Origin of the sequence: Anoxybacillus sp. FSL W8-0382 (assembly GCF_038003845.1) — a bacterium.
Classification (GTDB): domain Bacteria; phylum Bacillota; class Bacilli; order Bacillales; family Anoxybacillaceae; genus Anoxybacillus; species Anoxybacillus flavithermus_G.
The window spans coordinates 500,097-519,385 of record NZ_JBBOPX010000001.1; the positions used below are offsets into that span (position 1 = coordinate 500,097).

A 19,289-nucleotide genomic window follows, 5' to 3' on the forward strand; every position below is an offset into this window, starting at 1 on the left:
GATCGCTACTTCTTACCTCTTCTCAATCGCGACGATAAACGGCGGATGATTGATTTGATTCATAAATTCGTATCGAATGACGTGTGCGCGCTGTTGATCGATTGTTGAAACGTATTGTAAAAGAGCATCACGCTCGATTGCTCCTTCGGGATGACCGTGGTAAATGACGAGAACGATGATTCCTTCCGGAGCCATGATGTCCAGCAATTGTTCAATCGCAGCAATTGTTGAGTTTGGCTTTGTGACAATTTGTTTATCTCCCCCGGGCAAATAACCGAGATTAAACATCGCTCCGGTAATGCGTCCTTTATATTCGGGAGGGATATGCGCATCAAGTTCCGCGTGGCTTGCTTGCACAAGTGTGACACGTGTTTCTATATGATGTTCGTGCAATCGCTTTGTCGTATTTTCAATCGCTTGCGCTTGAATGTCGAAGCCAAACACATGCCCATATTCTCCGACACGTTCAGCTAAATAAAGCGTATCGTGGCCGTTGCCAACCGTTGCATCGACGACGATATCTCCCTCTTTGACAGCTAAGTCGATGAGCGAGCGCGCAAACGGCAAAATGCGCATGAGTTTCATCATCTTTCTCCCTTTCGTACATATTTTTTCCCTTGATAACTATTGCGTCGCTCTAATTCGGCATCGATGGCGTTTAACACTTCCCATTTGTTGACGCTCCACATCGGACCGATCATTAAATCGATCGGACCGTCTCCTGTAATCCGATGAACGATCATCTCTGGCGGCAATACCTCTAGCTGATCACAAACGAGTTGCACGTATTCGTCGAACGTTAAAAAGCGAAGCATTCCTTTTTCATATTGCTTCACCATCGGAGTTCCTTTTAGCAAATGTAGTAAATGAATTTTAATGCCTTGTACATCTAAATGAGCGACCGTCTTTGCTGTTTCCATCATCATGTCGTACGTTTCAAGCGGCAATCCGTTAATAATATGGGCACAAACGCGAATGCTATGTTTACGTAGCTTTTGTACCCCTTCTACATAGCACGAAAAGTCATGTGCGCGGTTAATTAAAGTAGCGGTTTGTTCATGGACGGTTTGCAAGCCAAGCTCGACCCATAAATACGTTCGCTCATTCAATTCGGCTAAATAGTCAACGACATCGTCAGGTAAACAATCGGGGCGTGTAGCGATTGATAAACCGACGACCCCTTCTAAATGTAACACCGATTCGAATTTTTCACGCAAGACGTCAACGGGTGCATGCGTATTTGTGAACGCTTGAAAATAGGCGATGTATTTGCCATCTTTCCATTTCGTATGCATTTTTTCTTTAATCGTATGAAATTGCGTTACTAAGTCGTCCGTTCGTCTACCTGCAAAATCACCGGAACCGGCAGCGCTACAAAATGTGCAACCGCCGTACGCGACGGTGCCATCACGATTCGGACAATCAAATCCTGCATCAAGCGACACTTTAAACACTTTTTCACCGAACGTTTGGCGTAAATGATAATTCCATGTATGGTATCGTTTCTTGTCGTTTGTATATGGAAAAGGATTCATGTTTATCACCTCGCATCATTTTAGCATTGTAGCACGTTTCAAACGAGAAACTCAACGGTGCTGTGATAAATGACAAGAAAATGTACAAACTATAAAGCGATACGAAAGAAAGGAAGGGATGCGTATGGCAACACGACAGTCAATGGATGAGTTTTTACAACATTGTGAAGATGTGCTTCGCTATGCAAAAGAGCAATATACGGAAGCAAGCAAGCTTGAACATTATAACGATACAGAATATGTAAAAGCCCAGCAAATGCTTGAACATGCGGTGACCGATTTGGCACATTTTTCGTTAAGTTGTAACGCCCAACAGCGCGAGCAATTGCATCGCATGCGCCTGCAGCTTGAACAATTACAAAACGATATGATTTTACTTCGTCACTAGGAGGAAAACGATGAAAAAACGTTCGAAACAAAACAATCCAGAACAAAAAACATTGCATGCGAAAGATTTTGGTGATCCGATAAAAGAAGTGAAACAAAGGAATGCGAAAAAGGGGCAAGAAGCAAAATCGGAATATCATAATGAAACGTAATTTCCCCACTCGGACATGCTCCGGGTGGGGATAGTTTAGTTTTGTTTCAAAATGTCATCTAGTTTTTCTTTGGTAAGGTTTGTCACACCGTAAAAAACAGGATCAATATATGTGCTTGATGCTTTTCCTGCTAATTCATATTCAATTTTTGGTGAAACAATATAAAAGTGAGCGCTTTGTTCCGCCTTTTCAGCAAAAGTAAAATACATATTTATTGTTTCGTTCGGACTTACACTCTGTTTTTCCGATTTATCGTTTATCTTTACATCTTTTGTCTGTAAATAAGTGTTTTCTACAGTTACACCCTTTATTTGGATCGTATGCTTTGAAACGTTTTTCAGCTTTGCTTGAAAAAATTGCGTATTTGGATAAGCTGTCACATACTCATTTTGTGGAGTAAATATTCCTTTCTCGTCTACAGCTAACTTGATTTGACCGATCGGGAATGTCTCTTTATATTTTTGATCAAATATGAGAGTTATTTTAGATAGTGTCGCGCTACTTACTTCTTTTAAACGTAAATTTACAGCGATATTAAATAATTGAAAGTCTTTGTATTTATCACCTTTGATAAGATCATATTGCATGTCATCGATTGCGTGTGAGATTTCGGGAAAATCGATAGATGTTACGTTTGTTAGAGGGCTGTCACTTAATAAAATGAAGTTAAGAACAAAAGGAGCATCTTTTTTTGCTACATATACACCGTCCCATTTCCCAAAAACAATAAATCCTTTTATGTGTTCCGACTGGCATCCGAGAATAAGAAAACTGATGAGAATAGAGAAGATGAGAAAAAATTTTTTCATGTATGAGTAAAATGTTTGTGGGAGAAAAAAAGACAGGTTCCTGATTTGGTATAATAAGGAACCTGTCAGATATGTAAGCAAAATAGATGAAAAACGGGCTCTCCTCCTGGTAAGGTAGTAAGTGAGAAAAAAATACAACCAAAGAAAGGAGTGGAGCCCATGCAGGATTATATCACAAACGGCTTGACATTAAAAGAGATCGAACAGTCTTTATTTAGACATATGCAAAAACAATATGGTCATCTCCTTCAACAGGTGTTGGAGGAGATCGACCGCACATTGGCAGAACAGCGGGACAAGAAACGATATGCGCTCAAAGATAAGCGGACGATCCGACTCCAAACGCTATTTGGAGAGGTGGAAGTGAAGCGAAACTACTACTTTGACCGTGAAAAAAAGGTGTATACGTCTTTACTCGATGTCTTTCTTCAGTTCGATGGGGCGCATGGAGTGAGTCCGCTATTAGAGGAGACAGCGATTCATCTCGCCGTGACGGGTTCTTCGTATCGACAGGCTGCGCAGTCGCTTGAAAAGCTGGTGGGGTATGCATGTATGAGTCACGAAACGATTCGCCAGTCCATCATCGAGGCAGAGGTGGAAGGGCACCGTGCGATGGAGAAAAAAGGGCGCGTGTTTTTTATCGAAGCAGACGGGTTGTACGTGAAACGTCAACGAAGCCGCATCAAAGGAAAAGAAGAAAAGATCATCACGATTCACCAAGGATGGGAGAAAAACGGGAAACGCGTATCCTTAGTGAATCGACGGTATATGGTTCATCAAACGAATGAACCGATTTGGGAAGCTGTAGAGAATTTTCTGATGAAGGAATACAGCTATGATCCGTTTGAGGATTGGGTGGTCATCAATGGAGATGGAGCCCCATGGATTACAGCGTGTCGAGAATATTTCGGGGACAGGGGGTACTTTCAGCTTGATCGGTTCCATGTGGCAAGAGAGATTCGTCAATTGTTCCGAGGTCATGCGAGATATCGGGTGATTCGAAAGAAGTTAGCATCATGGGATGAAGAAGGTGTGTTACGAGAACTCACAAGTGCCATCGGTACGTTAGAACATGAGGAGAAGGAAAAGCAACTCGAGGCGCTTGTTCGTCGAATCGAGGAGATGCCAGGATGTTTGCGTGACTATCGCGTATGGTTGAAGGAAAAAGGGATTGACACGACAAACATGAGGGCGATGGGGAGTGCGGAAGCAACGATGCATGTGTTTGCGAAACGAAGTAAAAACGGTCGAAGTTGGAGGGATGCAGGGATTGAAGCGATGTTGCGAGCGATCGTCGCGATAAAAGATACGTTACTCATTCGGACACGCGATGGAGTGATGTATGGCGTGGAAGAACGAGAAGAAACGAAACGAGAAACGATCGTGAAAAAGGCACTGAAGCGCGTGCAAACGCAAATGACAGAAGTGGTACGAGATAACATCCCATACCTTCGCCAATCTTCAGGGACACCGATTTACGAGGCATTGCAAGCATTGAAAGGTTTTTAAAACGAGAGAAAACGCACATACCTACAGGATGAGAGTAAGTAAAAGCGCTTACATATAACGATTTTATAAAACCATATATAACCAAAAAAATCGGTCGAGAAAAAAATCTCCCACAAAGTCTTGACTCAAACATTTTTTCATCATTTATTGTCAACTCCCTTTCATTTTAGTGTATAATAACCTAATCATAATAAAATAACTACCTGAAATATTTTTAATTATTTTATACTTTTTGTATCATGTGTATCATCTATATGATTGAGTAGCCATGCTTAAATACACTTGCAACGAGGGTGTAAATTTTTTAAAATAATGTGTATAACCCGTGGTGCTAGTTGAGCGCTAGCGCTCAACTAGCCCAAGTGTGACAAGTGAATATGCCAACAAGATGCCATCTAGTGCTACTTCAAATCCCGCAATCGAATTCGCACGAATTTCTGTCATACGATACTGGTCAACGAGGACGGAGAACACCGTCTCTATAACTTTACGTTTTTGTTTGAGCCATTTCTCCCATGATTCCGATGGGCGGTGTTTCTGGTTTTTGCGAGATGGAGTCCAAAAAGCGATTTGGTACTCTTCATACAACTTTTCTTGCAATTCGCTACTGATGAATCCTTTGTCACCCAAGTTATAGAGGTGAGGAATTTGAGTCATGACGGTTTCAGCTGCAGTTCGATCGTGACAGGACGCCTCCGTTACCACGTATCCCATGGGCAGTCCTTGGTTGGTCACCTGAAGATGGAGCTTAAATCCGTAGTACCACTGCTTTTTCGACGCACAAAGTCCGATGTCCGCGATTCCTTGGAATCGTTTGACACGGTACATTCTTGCGGCATGGCACAACTCGAGTGGCATACTATCTACGACCGCATAGGCGTGGTGTTGTCCACGTTTCGCTAGTTCATGACGAATCCATTTGATCGCAAAGCGCAGCGCTCGGCAACGGCGATTGTATCGAGAACGTTCAAGAAAATGTCCATCCGTAAACAAGTTCCCAGTCACAAAGCGATGCCATGCACGTTCGGAAGAGAAGCCAAGCAGCTTTCCTAAAAGATGAATAGCAATGATCACCGTATCTTCTTGTTTCACCAAATGACGATTGCGACGTTGAAGATAGAATTGAATTTGTGACAGCTGGGCAGAAACAAAAAAGAAAATGACTGCATATTGTTTTTGAATCTTTGCTTGATCTGTAGTAAAATGAAAGTGCTCTTGCATGGGGATTCTCCTTTCGAATGTTGGATCGCACTTTCATTCTACAGGAGATCCGCAGGCAAGAGCTATTTTTATGCTTACTCGATTTTATCTAGTACCACGGGTTATAATTCCATTGTAACTATTCAGCCACATCATAAAGTGAGCTGAATATTTTCTTCTTTCCTTGTCTATGATGTGAATACTGATAGACAAGGAGGTGAATCGCATGTTGACGGTACAACAAGCTGTATTTACAGTTGAGAGCTTAATCGGCAAAGTTCAACAACAAAAACAGCTCATTCATCAACTCGTTCAAGAAAATGAACATTTGCGTCACGAAAACAAACAACTACGCAAAGAAAATGAACAACTGAAGTACCGTGTTCAAGAGCTGGAAGCACGCACGAAAAAAAACAGCTCCAATAGCCATTTGCCCCCATCTTCTGACCGTTTTGCCAACACACGTTCTTCTCGTCAACCATCTGGCAACAAGCCAGGCGGACAAGAAGGACATCAAGGAACGACGCTCCGTCAAGTGGAACATCCACATCATCGTGTCGTCCACCGTGTGCATACGTGTCAAGGATGTGGGGCTTCTTTGCGTGAAGTCAAACCGTTCAAAGTCGATATCCGTCAAGTGTTTGATCTCCCTCCTGTGACGATCGAGGTGACACAACATGAACGTGAAGTGAAATCGTGTCCGCATTGTCGATGCGTGCAACAAGCCGAATTCCCATCCCACGTCACGAATCATGTGCAATACGGTCCACGGCTCACAGCGCTCGCTGTATATTTGCATCATATCCAATTGATCCCTTACAAACGTTTGAGTGATACAATCGAAGCATTATATCAACACTCAATCAGTACAGGAACCCTTGCCAATATGGTGAAACGAGGACGTGAAGCGCTGGAATCAAATATGGACATCATCGAAGACGCCTTACTTGAATCCAACATCCTGCATGTCGATGAAACGAGTTTGCGCATCAAGGGGAAACTCGCATGGGTGCATGTCGCGTGCACATCGAAATATACGTACTTGGCTCCTCACGCTTCTCGTGGAAAGAAAGCGACCGATGACATCGGGATTCTTCCGCGGTATCAAGGGACGATGATGCACGATGGGTTCGGTACGTATCCGAAATACACACAAGCCACTCATGCCCTTTGTCACGCCCATCATTTGCGTGAATTGAAGGGCTTCATCGAACAAGGGCATACGTGGGCGATGCGCATGACCACGTTTCTGTTAGCCGCCAAGCAAGCCGTCGAAGCCCATCACGGTGCACTTTCCGAAGAAGAAGCGAGACGGTGGGAACGAGTGTATGATCGCATCCTAGAAAGAGCACAACACCGATTGGAAGCGAAGACGCCTCTTCCGAAAAAAGCACTCGCTTTTGTTCGACGGCTTCAGAAACGAAAGGAAGAAGTGTTGCGTTTCTTACGTGAAGTGCATGTTCCCTTTGACAACAACCAAGCCGAACGCGATCTTCGCATGGTCAAAGTGAAAGAGAACATTTCGGGTACATTTCGCGAAGAAACATTCGCCCAGTCTTTTTGCATCACAAGAAGCATCATTTCCACACTGACGAAACACGAAAAAAACGTGTGGGATTCGTTATGTCTTCTGTTGACAGGCGAAACGCTCGATCGTGTTCTTTCTACCACTTAGGGCATTTTCTATTACGGGGATGCCTTATTTGTGTTGCGCTCCTTTACATACTACTATCGGGGTGAATAGTTACATTCCATTTTTTTGTTGACATAAATTTTTACAATCTATATAATTATTAACATTAGCATTGCATAAATATAGTTAGAATTTTCTGTTAATTATTTTTTGTGAATTTGTGCCAAAAAGACAAAACCTAAAGAAAGGCGGCACTGTCCATTTGGTAAATATATACAGTTAAATCAGAGCGACAACGACAAAAGGGAGATTATGGACTGGCTCGCCCATCAAATTTTCGCAACCAAACATAAGCTGGTTTCCACAGAGCTCTCTTTAACCAACGAGTAATTCGAAGTAGGGATTTCTTACTTTTCATCTCCAATTGAATGAGAACATGTAAGCAATACGTGATAAGGGCTAAGAAAATTTGATTTTGAATAGCTGTTTCACTCATTCCATAAAAGTGCTTAATTTCTACGTGTTGCTTAAGCCATTTGAAAAAGAGTTCAATAGCCCAGCGAGATCGGTAAATACCACTTATCTCTTCTGCTTTTAAATCAAATCGGTTGGTAATTAAACGAAGTAAGTTCCCTTTTGTGTCCATAACTTCTAGTAGACGATAGACATTTTCAGTACGATTTTGTGTGGTACCAATATAGACCATTTTATCGGATAGAACGTGACAATCATCAGGAAGTGAAAATGTATAGACTTCACGAATGACTGCGTTTTTCTTCAGTCTTGAAACGAAGAAATAGCCATCATCTGTCATCCGGTCAAAACGTTCATAGTCCACATAACCGCGGTCAAACACATACATGGCTTCTTTATCATCCACTAGGACTTCGAGTTGATTTCGGTCATGTTCTTTTGCTGTCGTAATCACTGCTTTTTCAGGATAGACGGTGTCTTTATCCATGAAAACGAGCCGTAAGTGTAGCTTTACACCAGCTTTTGTTTTACGGAATTTTGCCCATTTATAATTGGTCAAATTCAACGGGAGTGTACTCGAATCAATGATTTTCAGTGGCATATTCTTTCCGTTTTTATAATGGTACCGTTGAATTTTCCAAACAAGATCCAAGAACAAATTTGCAAGAATTAGTGGGTTGATCTGATTGTTTTTTCGGGATAGCTGAGAGGCACTTATCGATTCAAATCCGAGTGCTTTTTGAAGATCTTCGTCTACAAGTGCATCACTCATTTCCTCTAAGCTCTTAAATTCGAGCAGTTGGGCTACCAATAAAAATTTAATATAGGCTTCTGTTGTCAGCTTTTTTGTGTAATAGTCCTGTTTCAATTCTTTGACTTGTTCGCTAAGTTTTTGAATATTTATGGGTGAAACCCATTTACCAAATGATGAAATTAGTGTATTCTTGTCCATAACAGTTATCCTTTACGATTGGATTTGGACAGGAACCACCTGTACTTCCATTGTAAAGGATTTTTTTGTTTCGAAATCAATAAAAAATTGAACATTCTTAGTATTTTGAATCATCAGATTTAATTACTGCAATGCTAGTGAATTATTAATAAAAATGAATATTTTAATAAAAACTTGCTCGTATATCCTCAGAAATATGGTCTGAGAGTTTCTACCCGGCAACCTTAAATTGCTGGACTACGAGTGAAAGTGAATCTAAGTCCATTTTATTCAGTAATTAAGAAAGATGAAGGGATATGGACGGGATTCATATACCTATTTATAAGTTGTACATATAGTATCGAAGACATCAACCCAAGAGGATAGGTTTTCACTCGTGAAACATTAATAGAAACCTATCCTCTTGGGTTTTTACTATTTATTCAGAAAACTATTTTTGTAGAGTGGGAGAGGTTAATGTATAAAAAATATGACAAAAGCAGATTTTCACCAGAACAAGAAAAGATTTCGATTTCAGAGTTTAGATGCGATTACCAACGAATACTAAGATCACCATACTTTCGTATTTTACATACTAAAACACAACTTATTCCATTTCCTCATAACCATAATTTACGGAATAGATTGATTCATTCTTTGGAAGTCAACGAAATCGCAGAAATAATTACTGAAAGAGTAAACAATCATTTGTTAAAAAATGATTTACCAACTATTGATTTGAATCTTATTCATGCGGCAACCTTTGCGCATGATATAGGACATCCTCCTTTTGGTCATAGTGCCGAAAGAAGTCTTGATAATATAATGAAATGCTTTGGGGGATTTGAATCCAATGCTCAAACAATAAGAATTGTAACTGAAGAATCTCATAATGTTACATTAAGAACTGTAGCCGCGCTTCTTAAACATAAAAATGTAATACCTCTTAAAAGGGAAGAAGAAGCGAATTTAATTAAGGGATATTATCAGGAGTCATCTATTTTTGTAAATAAAATTCTCCAGACTTACAATCAACCTGTTATTGAAGAATATATAATTGAACTCGCAGATGATATCTCTAATGCCATCTACGATATAAAAGACATGGTGGGTTTCTTTAGTAGAAATCAATTTGCTAATATTTTAAACTCAAATACTATACTTTCGTTAATATTAGAAGGTATAACATCTAACCCTAATTATAAGAATATTGATAATTTAGAGAGAATAATCAATTGTCTTTTCAATGAAATCAAAGATAATTTCTTGGAAGATTTTTTATCTGGCCAAATATCTAGGGAAAGATATGCATTAAATAAAATTGTTATTGAATTTATTGATTCCTTAGAATTTTATATAAATCCAGCAAAGCCTTACTACAGCAAAATACAATTACCATTACATAGCAGCTTGAAACTAGCAATATTAATCCAAATTACAAAGATATGTTTTCTGAAAAATGATATAAACCTCAAGTTTGAAATCAGAATAGATGATTATATTAAAAGAATATTTAATTTTCTATTTTTTGATAACCACAAAAACAGAGGTTCAGACACTAACATGAGACTTATTGGAATGAAGAAATGCGTTCGTGGTTTATAACAAGATATGATGACATCACAAAATATTTGCAGGGAGACACCTTTATCACTAGCCCACTAATTTGGCACAAAATGAAAAATCTCCCTGAAGGCGAAGACAAGCACTTTAAGGAGATCATCGACATTATATCCACATGGATGATTTATAACGACCGTCCAATCCATACACGTTTAAGAAAATACATGAACCGTGCTTTTTGGAAAGAAGAGATTGAGGCTATCACTCCTGAAATCAAGAAAATTGTAACATCAGTTTTAGATCAAGTGGTTGAAAAACATTCGAACGAGTTTGACTTCGTTTCTGAAGTTGCTCATCCAATTCCGGCGTTGGTACTTTGTAAAATGCTTGGTATTCCAGGTGAAGAGGTTAAACGTTTTATCCGTTGGTCAGATGACATTGCTCAATTTATGCAAAACTTTGTTGTTTCCCACGTCCCTGACAAAGATATTAGCGATCAAACCAAAAAAAGTATGAAAGAAATGTACATGTTTCTTTCAGAAGCAATTGCTGAAAGACGCATCAAAAAACGCAACGATTTGTTAAGCCGTTTAATCTCAGATAATCCGGGTGAGGAAGGAGAATTATGTGACGATGAACTTATCGCACAAACCATTCATCTAATTTTTGGTGGACATAAAATTCCGCAGTTCATGTTAAGTAATACGTTGCATCTATTGTTCAAACATCCAAAAGTATTTGATGAACTCAAAAAAGATCTGTCTCTAATTCCTAAGGTCTTGGATGAGGCTATGCGACTTGAAGGACCAATTCAATACATAACAAGACACGCTGCCCAAGATATTACTATTCATAACCAACTTATTCGTGAAGGAGATTCGGTCTATTTCTTCCTCGGTTCCGCTGGTCGTGATGAACGCGTTTTTGAAAATCCAGAAAAATTTGATATCAATCGGACAGGTAAACAGCATATTGGTTTTGGTGGTGGTTATCATGCATGCATTGCTGCAGCATTTGCTCGCGTAGAAATCGCCGAAATTTTAAAAGAAGTTATTCAACGTTTTTCTCACATTACACCTTTATATAATCTTGAAAGACCTGAATGGACGCCTAACCCTACCTTTCATGGTATTGTTACAATGCCGATCAAATACTAACTTCCTATACTGAGGGGGAGTGCGACACCCCCTCTATCTTTAATTATAAGGATAAGGAGTTTGTCATATCATGTTAAAACACTGTAATTATTCTGATGTTGCTGTCATCCTAATACATGAAATCTATGGGATTAACGATCATATGAAACACGTAGCTCAAATGATTGCCACTAAAGGGTATGATGTATACTGCCCCAATTTATTAAATCGAGATCATTTTCATTATGATGATGAGGCAGATGCTTACCAATATTTCAAAAATGAAATTGGATTTGGAAAAGCGAAAAAACAAGTTTTAAATTTAGTAGATTCCTTAAAGTCTCGATACAAAACCATTGTGTTCTGGGGGTATAGCGTCGGTGCAACCGTAGCTTGGTTATGTTGCGAACATTATGGCATAGGAGATGCGGCCATAGGTTACTATGGATCACGGATTAGAGACTATCTCAATTTATTCCCAAAACTACCCGTACTATTACTGTTTTCTGAGCACGAAAAGTCATTTAATGTTAACTGGCTCATCGAGCAATTATCCTGTAAATCAGGGATAAAAGTCGAGTTGTTTAAAGGACAGCACGGGTTCGCTAATCCCTTCTCCGATAACTATCATCCGGATTCAGAAAGAAAGGCTTTTGAACTGTCCCTACAACTTATTGAAACCATTCAGAAAACGAAAAAAAATGTATTGACATGAGGGGAAGTGTTATGAAACAAACATGGTTATCCACAAACTTTTTTGTATTTTTCTTCACCTGGGGGATTTTCTTACCGTACTGGACCGTTTGGCTGATTACAAAAGGGTTAACTGCTCAACAAGCAGGGATCGTGATATCCATCGGATTACTAGTAAGAGCTTTTTCAACTTCGTACATTTTTCCTGCCTTGTGCAAAAGGTATTGGTTATCACACGTTTCGCTTATAGTCGCTTTTTTATCTCTAATCATCCTAGTATGTTTTTTGCCTTTTAATAATTTGGCAGGGCTTATGTTAGTAATGGTCTTTTTCAGCCTCATCTATCCCATGTTGTTACCTATCAACGAGACAAAGGCCTCCATTCTATCAAAAGAAGAAAATGGGATTGACTATGGAAAATGCAGATTATGGGGATCGTTCGGTTTTATTCTCTCATCAGTGTTAACAGGATGGGTAGCCTCAAAAAATGCGAACAATATTATCTATTTGTTTTTACTCGGTAATCTATTCATTTTAATCCTATCATTAATTCGATCTCCATCAAGCTTAAGAGTTAAGCTTTCTCAACGGGCAGGAGGTTCCTTTGAATTACTGAAATCAAAATCATTTTTAATATGTCTCCTCCTGAGTATGGTTTTACAAGGTACCCATGCTGCCTATTATAATTACGGAGTTATTTATCTTAAACACATAGGAATCAATAGTGTTTATATTGGTGGAATCCTTGTTTTGGCTGTCTTAGCTGAAATCGGGTTCTTTTACATTTCAAACCGAGTATTCACTAAGTTCGATGTAGCGACTATGTTTCTATTGGCCGGGATTGCATCAATTATCCGTTGGTCAAGTGTCTATTTTTTTGAGAATCTACTGGTTTTTGTGTTTTCTCAACCGTTGCACGCTTTAACATTTGGTCTCACGCACTTTGCATTCATGACTTTTGTTAATCAATATATTAGTAAGGACAAAATTCCTTCAGCTCATGGACTCTACGCATCACTTGCCATGAGTTTAACCACTGGGGTTTTAACACTTGTCAGTGGATACTTGTACTTGTATTCACCTGGATTCCCATTTCTCGGAATGGCATTGGTCGTGGCACCTAGTTTATTCCTATGCCCGATGCTTAAAGAGCTTACCCGTCAATCCAGCACATTTCAGGTATGAGTAAAATGTTTGTGGGAGAAAAAAAGAAAGGTTCCTGATTTGGTATAATCAGGAACCTGTCCGATATGTAAGCAAAATAGATGAAAAATGGGCTCTCCTCCTGTAAGGTAGTAAGTGCGAAAAAATAACCAAAGAAAGGATTGGAGCCCATGCAGGATTATATCACAGATGGAGTCACATGGAAAGACATTGAACAGTTATTGTTTCGGTATATGCAAAAAGAATATGGTCAACTGCTTCAACAGGTGTTGGAGGATATCGACCGCACATTGGCAGAAAAACGAGATAAAAAACGATACGCGCTCAAAGATAAACGAGGGATACGGATGTAGACGATGTTTGGAGAAGTGGAAGTCAAGCGGAACTATTACTTCGATCGGGAAAAACGGAGGTATGTCTGTCTGTTGGATGCTTTTCTTCAGTTTGAGGGGGCACATGGAGTCAGTCCGTTGTTAGAAGAAACAGCGATTCATCTGGCAGTGACAGGTTCATCGTATCGACAAGCTGCCCAGTCCTTAGAGAAACTGGTGGGATATGCGTGCATGAGCCACGAAACGATTCGTCAGTTGATTGTCGAGGCTGAAGTCGTTGGACACCGCAAGATGGAGAAAAAAGGTCGGGTGTTTTTCATTGAAGCGGACGGGTTGTACGTCAAACGGCAACGAAGCTGCATGAAAGGAAAAGAAGAGAAAATTGTGACGATTCACCAAGGATGGGAGAAAAACGGCAAACGAGTTTCTTTGGTGAACCGACGCTAACTATGTTCATCAAACGAATGAGCCAATCTGGGAAGCCATCGAGAGCTTCTTGGTGGAAGAATATGGGTATGATCCACTAGAAGATTGGGTCGTCATCAATGGAGATGGTGCCCCATGGATCACGGGTTGTCGTGAATATTTTGGAGATAGAGGGTACTTTCAGCTCGATCAGTTCCATGTAGCGAGAGAGATTCGGCAATTGTTCCGAGGTCATGCGAGATATCGGGCGATTCGAAAAACATTCGCGTCATGGGATGAAGAGGGGGTGTTACGAGAACTCACAAGTGCCATCGGTACGCTAGAACATGGGGAGAAGGAAAAGCAACTCGAGGCGCTTGTTCGTCGAATCGAGGAGATGCCAGGATGTTTGCGTGACTATCGCATATGGCTGAAGGAAAAAGGGATCGACACGACAAACATGAGAGCGATGGGGGATGCGGAAGGAACGATGCATGTGTTTGCGAAACGAAGTAAAAACGGTCGAAGCTGGAGGGATGCAGGAATTGAAGCGATGTTGCGAGCGATCGTCGCGATAAAAGATACGTTACTTATTCGGACACGCCATGGAGTGATGTGTTGCGTGGAAGAACGAGAAGAAACGAAACGAGAAGAGATCGTGAAAAAGGCACTGAAGCGCGTGCAAACGCAAATGGCAGAAGTGGTACGACATCATATCTCATACCTTTGCAATCTTCAGGGACACCGATTTACGAGGTATTGCAAGCATTGAAAGGTTTTTAAAAACACAGATATAGGCACATACCTACAGGATAAGAGTAGATAAAAGCGCTTACATGAAACAAGTCCATAAAACCATATATAACCAATAAAATCGGTCGAGAAAAAAATCCCCCACAAAGTCTTGACTCAAACCCATACTTAAATACACTTGCAACGAAGGTGTAAATTTAGTATGAGTAAAATGTTTGTGGGAGAAAAAAAGACAGGTTCCTGATTTGGTATAATAAGGAACCTGTCAGATATGTAAGCAAAATAGATGAAAAACGGGCTCTCCTCCTGGTAAGGTAGTAAGTGTGAAAAAAAAATACAACCAAAGAAAGGAGTGGAGCCCATGCAGGATTATATCACAAACGGCTTGACATTAAAAGAGATCGAACAGTCTTTATTTAGACATATGCAAAAACAATATGGTCATCTCCTTCAACAGGTGTTGGAGGAGATCGACCGCACATTGGCAGAACAGCGGGACAAGAAACGATATGCGCTCAAAGATAAGCGGACGATCCGACTCCAAACGCTATTTGGAGAGGTGGAAGTGAAGCGAAACTACTACTTTGACCGTGAAAAAAAGGTGTATACGTCTTTACTCGATGTCTTTCTCCAGTTCGATGGGGCGCATGGAGTGAGTCCGCTATTAGAGGAGACAGCGATTCATCTCGCCGTGACGGGTTCTTCGTATCGACAGGCTGCGCAGTCGCTTGAAAAGCTGGTGGGGTATGCATGTATGAGTCACGAAACGATTCGCCAGTCCATCATCGAGGCAGAGGTGGAAGGGCACCGTGCGATGGAGAAAAAAGGGCGCGTGTTTTTTATCGAAGCAGACGGGTTGTACGTGAAACGTCAACGAAGCCGCATCAAAGGAAAAGAAGAAAAGATCATCACGATTCACCAAGGATGGGAGAAAAACGGGAAACGCGTATCCTTAGTGAATCGACGGTATATGGTTCATCAAACGAATGAACCGATTTGGGAAGCTGTAGAGAATTTTCTGATGAAGGAATACAGCTATGATCCGTTTGAGGATTGGGTGGTCATCAATGGAGATGGAGCCCCATGGATTACAGCGTGTCGAGAATATTTCGGGGACAGGGGGTACTTTCAGCTTGATCGGTTCCATGTGGCAAGAGAGATTCGTCAATTGTTCCGAGGTCATGCGAGATATCGGGTGATTCGAAAGAAGTTAGCATCATGGGATGAAGAAGGTGTGTTACGAGAACTCACAAGTGCCATCGGTACGTTAGAACATGAGGAGAAGGAAAAGCAACTCGAGGCGCTTGTTCGTCGAATCGAGGAGATACCAGGATGTTTACGTGACTATCGCGTATGGTTGAAGGAAAAAGGGATTGACACGACAAACATGAGGGCGATGGGGAGTGCGGAAGGAACGATGCATGTGTTTGCGAAACGAAGTAAAAACGGTCGAAGTTGGAGGGATGCAGGGATTGAAGCGATGTTGCGAGCGATCGTCGCGATAAAAGATACGTTACTCATTCGGACACGCGATGGAGTGATGTATGGCGTGGAAGAACGAGAAGAAACGAAACGAGAAACGATCGTGAAAAAGGCACTGAAGCGCGTGCAAACGCAAATGACAGAAGTGGTACGAGATAACATCCCATACCTTCGCCAATCTTCAGGGACACCGATTTACGAGGCATTGCAAGCATTGAAAGGTTTTTAAAACGAGAGAAAACGCACATACCTACAGGATGAGAGTAAGTAAAAGCGCTTACATATAACGATTTTATAAAACCATATATAACCAAAAAAATCGGTCGAGAAAAAAATCTCCCACAAAGTCTTGACTCAAACGTAAATTTAAATACACTTGCAACGAAGGTGTAAATTTTTTAAAATGATATGTATAATGAAATAATGGAAAATGACGGTGAAAAGGAGTAGTAGTAAACAAATGGTCGGCAGAGAGTTGACGGGTGGTGCGAGTCAACCGAAGTTTGTTTACGAACTCGCCTTGGAGTCGCGTATGCGAATGAAGTAGCATGCGCCGTGAATCTGCGTTAATGATGAAAGTGAGTGCACGATTCGTGCGCTAACAAGGGTGGTACCGCGGGAGAATCCTCTCGTCCCTTTTTGGGATGGGGGGTTTTTTGTTTTTCATTTTTGTTAAAAATGGATTAAAAGGAGGTTTGTCACGTGAGTTTTAATCATCGAGAAATCGAAAAAAAATGGCAAAAGTATTGGAAAGAAAATAAAACGTTTAAAACGACAGAAGACGATGGAAAGCGAAAGTTTTATGCGCTTGACATGTTTCCATATCCATCAGGGGCGGGATTGCACGTTGGTCATCCAGAAGGATATACAGCAACGGACATTTTAGCGCGCATGAAACGCATGCAGGGATATAACGTGTTGCATCCAATGGGATGGGATGCGTTCGGATTACCAGCCGAGCAATATGCGCTTGATACAGGAAATGACCCAGCTGAATTTACAGAAAAAAATATTAACAACTTCCGCCGTCAAATTAAATCGCTCGGTTTTTCATATGACTGGGATCGCGAAGTGAACACGACCGATCCGAACTATTACAAATGGACACAATGGATTTTCTTAAAGCTATATGAAAAAGGATTAGCGTATATGGATGAAGTGCCGGTCAACTGGTGTCCTGCACTAGGGACGGTACTTGCGAATGAAGAAGTCATTGATGGTAAAAGCGAGCGCGGTGGTCATCCAGTCATTCGTAAGCCGATGAAACAATGGATGCTTCGCATTACGGCATATGCGGACCGTTTACTTGAAGATTTAGAAGAATTAGACTGGCCGGAAAGCATTAAAGAAATGCAACGCAACTGGATCGGCCGTTCAGAAGGAGCAAATATTCATTTTCAAGTCGATGGACACGATGAAACGTTTACGGTGTTTACAACGCGTCCAGATACGCTATTTGGTGCAACTTATGCCGTGCTTGCCCCTGAACATCCGCTCGTTGAAAAAATTACAACACCTGAGCAAAAAGAAGCGGTTGAAGCATATTTAAAACAAATTCAAAGCAAAAGCGATCTTGAGCGCACGGATTTAGCGAAAGAAAAAACAGGTGTATTTACGGGAGCATATGCGATCAACCCAGCCAATGGGGAAAAATTGCCGATTTGGATCGCAGATTACGTGTTAATGAGCTACGGTACAGGCGCAATTATGGCAGTGCCAGCCCATGATGAACGCGATTATGAATTTGCGAAAAAATTCAATTTGCCGATCAAACAAGTCGTTGCCGGTGGCGACATTTCGAAAGAAGCGTACACAGGTGACGGGGAACACGTGAACTCTGATTTCTTAAACGGGTTAAATAAAGAAGAAGCGACGAAAAAAATGATTGAATGGCTAGAAGCAAACGGAAAAGGAGAGAAAAAAGTATCGTATCGCCTCCGCGATTGGTTGTTTAGCCGCCAACGTTATTGGGGCGAACCGATTCCGATCATCCATTGGGAAGACGGTACGATGACGCCAGTGCCAGAAGAAGAATTACCGCTTGTGTTGCCAAAGACAGATGAAATTAAACCGTCGGGCACAGGGGAGTCCCCACTAGCAAACATTGAAGAATGGGTGAACGTTGTTGACCCAAAAACAGGCAAAAAAGGTCGTCGCGAAACGAATACGATGCCACAGTGGGCAGGAAGTTGCTGGTATTATTTGCGCTATATTGATCCGCATAACGATAAGCAATTGGCTGACCCTAAAAAATTAGAAAAATGGTTGCCTGTCGACATTTATATTGGTGGGGCAGAACATGCCGTATTGCACTTGTTATACGCGCGTTTTTGGCATAAGTTTTTATACGATATTGGTGTTGTGCCAACAAAAGAACCGTTCCAAAAGCTATTCAACCAAGGGATGATTCTTGGGGAAAATAATGAAAAAATGAGCAAATCAAAAGGAAATGTCGTCAACCCAGACGATATTGTTGAAAGCCATGGCGCCGATACATTACGTTTATACGAAATGTTTATGGGTCCTTTAGAAGCATCGATTGCATGGTCGACAAAAGGACTTGACGGTGCACGCCGTTTCCTCGATCGCGTATGGCGTTTATTCGTTGAAGAGAACGGTCAACTAAATCCAAAAATCGTTGACAATCCGGAAACAGATACGCTTGAACGCGTATATCATCAAACAGTGAAAAAAGTAACCGAAGATTACGAAGCGCTTCGTTTTAATACCGCCATTTCACAATTAATGGTATTCATTAATGAAGCATATAAAGCGCCTGTATTGCCGAAAGCATACATGGAAGGATTCGTAAAACTGTTATCGCCAGTTTGTCCGCACATTGCTGAAGAGTTGTGGGAAAAACTAGGTCATAGCAACACGATTGCTTACGAAGCTTGGCCAGCATATGATGAAGCAAAATTAGTTGAAGATGAAGTCGAAATTGTCATTCAAGTGAATGGAAAAGTACGTACAAAACTACATGTGCCAGCTGATGCAACGAAAGAACAACTTGAACAATTGGCGATGGAAGACGAAAAAATTAAAGAACAAATTGAAGGAAAAACGGTGCGTAAAGTGATCGCTGTACCAGGAAAATTAGTGAACATTGTTGCAAATTAATGTACAAAGCC

15 protein-coding genes, 1 pseudogene, 1 riboswitch and 1 other annotated feature are annotated in these 19,289 nt (G+C 40.9%); of the genes and pseudogenes, 11 read left to right on the top strand and 5 right to left on the bottom strand.

Going from position 1 to position 19,289, the window contains the following annotated elements:
* Positions 1-12 precede the first annotated feature (12 nt).
* Together NSS60_RS02735 and NSS60_RS02740 are read right to left on the bottom strand one after the other, a co-directional pair.
* The gene (locus NSS60_RS02735) at positions 13-585 is read right to left on the bottom strand and encodes a tRNA (mnm(5)s(2)U34)-methyltransferase (RefSeq protein ID WP_035018433.1); all 573 of its coding nucleotides are present in this window, start codon (positions 583-585) and stop codon (positions 13-15) included.
* Positions 585-1,535, bottom strand: a complete 951-nt coding sequence (locus NSS60_RS02740; protein ID WP_064214612.1) for a TIGR01212 family radical SAM protein — start codon at positions 1,533-1,535, stop codon at positions 585-587. The genes NSS60_RS02735 and NSS60_RS02740 overlap by 1 nt, the downstream gene beginning before the upstream one ends.
* 124 nt (positions 1,536-1,659) lie before the next feature.
* Between NSS60_RS02740 and NSS60_RS02745 the strand changes: the two genes are divergently transcribed.
* Positions 1,660-1,923 carry a YtzC family protein gene (locus NSS60_RS02745; RefSeq protein ID WP_003397789.1) on the top strand — a complete coding sequence of 88 codons (264 nt, stop codon included), beginning with the start codon at positions 1,660-1,662 and terminating at the stop codon, positions 1,921-1,923.
* Between the two features lie 10 nt (positions 1,924-1,933).
* Positions 1,934-2,074, top strand: coding sequence for a hypothetical protein (locus NSS60_RS02750; protein ID WP_004888963.1), 141 nt, complete (start codon positions 1,934-1,936; stop codon positions 2,072-2,074).
* A gap of 35 nt (positions 2,075-2,109) precedes the next feature.
* Here the strand turns inward: NSS60_RS02750 and NSS60_RS02755 are convergent, their stop codons facing one another.
* Positions 2,110-2,883, bottom strand: a complete 774-nt coding sequence (locus NSS60_RS02755; protein ID WP_340720622.1) for a hypothetical protein — start codon at positions 2,881-2,883, stop codon at positions 2,110-2,112.
* A 159-nt stretch (positions 2,884-3,042) separates the two neighbouring features.
* On the opposite strand from NSS60_RS02755, the gene NSS60_RS02760 reads away from it, so the two are divergent.
* Positions 3,043-4,392 (top strand): ISLre2 family transposase, encoded by a 1,350-nt coding sequence (locus NSS60_RS02760; protein ID WP_339172569.1) that lies wholly within the window; start codon positions 3,043-3,045, stop codon positions 4,390-4,392.
* 342 nt (positions 4,393-4,734) lie between these two features.
* Here NSS60_RS02760 and NSS60_RS02765 read toward each other — a convergent pair whose 3' ends face one another.
* A complete protein-coding gene (locus tag NSS60_RS02765; protein WP_004888965.1) occupies positions 4,735-5,613 on the bottom strand; it encodes an IS982 family transposase in 879 nt (292 codons plus the stop codon).
* 205 nt (positions 5,614-5,818) lie between these two features.
* Here NSS60_RS02765 and tnpC point away from each other — a divergent pair, with 205 nt between their 5' ends.
* Positions 5,819-7,267, top strand: a complete 1,449-nt coding sequence (gene tnpC, locus NSS60_RS02770; protein WP_088223648.1) for an IS66 family transposase — start codon at positions 5,819-5,821, stop codon at positions 7,265-7,267.
* A 268-nt stretch (positions 7,268-7,535) separates the two neighbouring features.
* Here the strand turns inward: tnpC and NSS60_RS02775 are convergent, their stop codons facing one another.
* A complete protein-coding gene (locus tag NSS60_RS02775; RefSeq protein WP_032101754.1) occupies positions 7,536-8,651 on the bottom strand; it encodes an IS4 family transposase in 1,116 nt (371 codons plus the stop codon).
* A gap of 158 nt (positions 8,652-8,809) precedes the next feature.
* Positions 8,810-8,911, top strand: a riboswitch (purine riboswitch).
* A 196-nt stretch (positions 8,912-9,107) separates the two neighbouring features.
* On the opposite strand from NSS60_RS02775, the gene dgt reads away from it, so the two are divergent.
* The 7 genes and pseudogenes from dgt (at position 9,108) to leuS (ending at position 19,278) form a co-directional block, all read left to right on the top strand.
* On the top strand, positions 9,108-10,235 hold the full coding sequence (gene dgt, locus NSS60_RS02780) for a dGTP triphosphohydrolase (RefSeq protein ID WP_064214410.1): 1,128 nt from the start codon (positions 9,108-9,110) through the stop codon (positions 10,233-10,235).
* Positions 10,217-11,350, top strand: a complete 1,134-nt coding sequence (locus NSS60_RS02785) for a cytochrome P450 (protein WP_231110112.1) — start codon at positions 10,217-10,219, stop codon at positions 11,348-11,350. Before dgt ends, NSS60_RS02785 begins: the two co-directional genes overlap by 19 nt.
* Before the next feature lie 70 nt (positions 11,351-11,420).
* Complete coding sequence (locus tag NSS60_RS02790) at positions 11,421-12,044, top strand: dienelactone hydrolase family protein (protein ID WP_004888968.1); 624 nt, start codon at positions 11,421-11,423, stop codon at positions 12,042-12,044.
* Positions 12,045-12,055: 11 nt separating this feature from the next.
* Entirely contained in the window at positions 12,056-13,207 is a 1,152-nt protein-coding gene (locus tag NSS60_RS02795; protein WP_035018441.1) for a 3-phenylpropionate MFS transporter, read from the top strand.
* A gap of 149 nt (positions 13,208-13,356) precedes the next feature.
* Positions 13,357-14,706, top strand: a pseudogene (locus NSS60_RS02800) (ISLre2 family transposase).
* A 331-nt stretch (positions 14,707-15,037) separates the two neighbouring features.
* Entirely contained in the window at positions 15,038-16,387 is a 1,350-nt protein-coding gene (locus tag NSS60_RS02805; protein WP_075039588.1) for an ISLre2 family transposase, read from the top strand.
* 198 nt (positions 16,388-16,585) lie between these two features.
* Positions 16,586-16,798: a binding site (T-box leader), on the top strand.
* Between the two features lie 62 nt (positions 16,799-16,860).
* Positions 16,861-19,278, top strand: coding sequence for a leucine--tRNA ligase (leuS, locus tag NSS60_RS02810; protein ID WP_340720623.1), 2,418 nt, complete (start codon positions 16,861-16,863; stop codon positions 19,276-19,278).
* Positions 19,279-19,289: the final 11 nt, after the last annotated feature.

Bases quoted from the DNA above. Each gene is read 5' to 3' on its own strand.
- NSS60_RS02735 (WP_035018433.1), bottom strand. From the start codon at position 585: ATGAAACTCATGCGCATTTTGCCGTTTGCGCGCTCGCTCATCGACTTA.
- NSS60_RS02740 (WP_064214612.1), bottom strand. From the start codon at position 1,535: ATGAATCCTTTTCCATATACAAACGACAAGAAACGATACCATACATGG.
- NSS60_RS02745 (WP_003397789.1), top strand. From the start codon at position 1,660: ATGGCAACACGACAGTCAATGGATGAGTTTTTACAACATTGTGAAGAT.
- NSS60_RS02750 (WP_004888963.1), top strand. From the start codon at position 1,934: ATGAAAAAACGTTCGAAACAAAACAATCCAGAACAAAAAACATTGCAT.
- NSS60_RS02755 (WP_340720622.1), bottom strand. From the start codon at position 2,883: ATGAAAAAATTTTTTCTCATCTTCTCTATTCTCATCAGTTTTCTTATT.
- NSS60_RS02760 (WP_339172569.1), top strand. From the start codon at position 3,043: ATGCAGGATTATATCACAAACGGCTTGACATTAAAAGAGATCGAACAG.
- NSS60_RS02765 (WP_004888965.1), bottom strand. From the start codon at position 5,613: ATGCAAGAGCACTTTCATTTTACTACAGATCAAGCAAAGATTCAAAAA.
- tnpC (WP_088223648.1), top strand. From the start codon at position 5,819: ATGTTGACGGTACAACAAGCTGTATTTACAGTTGAGAGCTTAATCGGC.
- NSS60_RS02775 (WP_032101754.1), bottom strand. From the start codon at position 8,651: ATGGACAAGAATACACTAATTTCATCATTTGGTAAATGGGTTTCACCC.
- dgt (WP_064214410.1), top strand. From the start codon at position 9,108: ATGTATAAAAAATATGACAAAAGCAGATTTTCACCAGAACAAGAAAAG.
- NSS60_RS02785 (WP_231110112.1), top strand. From the start codon at position 10,217: ATGCGTTCGTGGTTTATAACAAGATATGATGACATCACAAAATATTTG.
- NSS60_RS02790 (WP_004888968.1), top strand. From the start codon at position 11,421: ATGTTAAAACACTGTAATTATTCTGATGTTGCTGTCATCCTAATACAT.
- NSS60_RS02795 (WP_035018441.1), top strand. From the start codon at position 12,056: ATGAAACAAACATGGTTATCCACAAACTTTTTTGTATTTTTCTTCACC.
- NSS60_RS02805 (WP_075039588.1), top strand. From the start codon at position 15,038: ATGCAGGATTATATCACAAACGGCTTGACATTAAAAGAGATCGAACAG.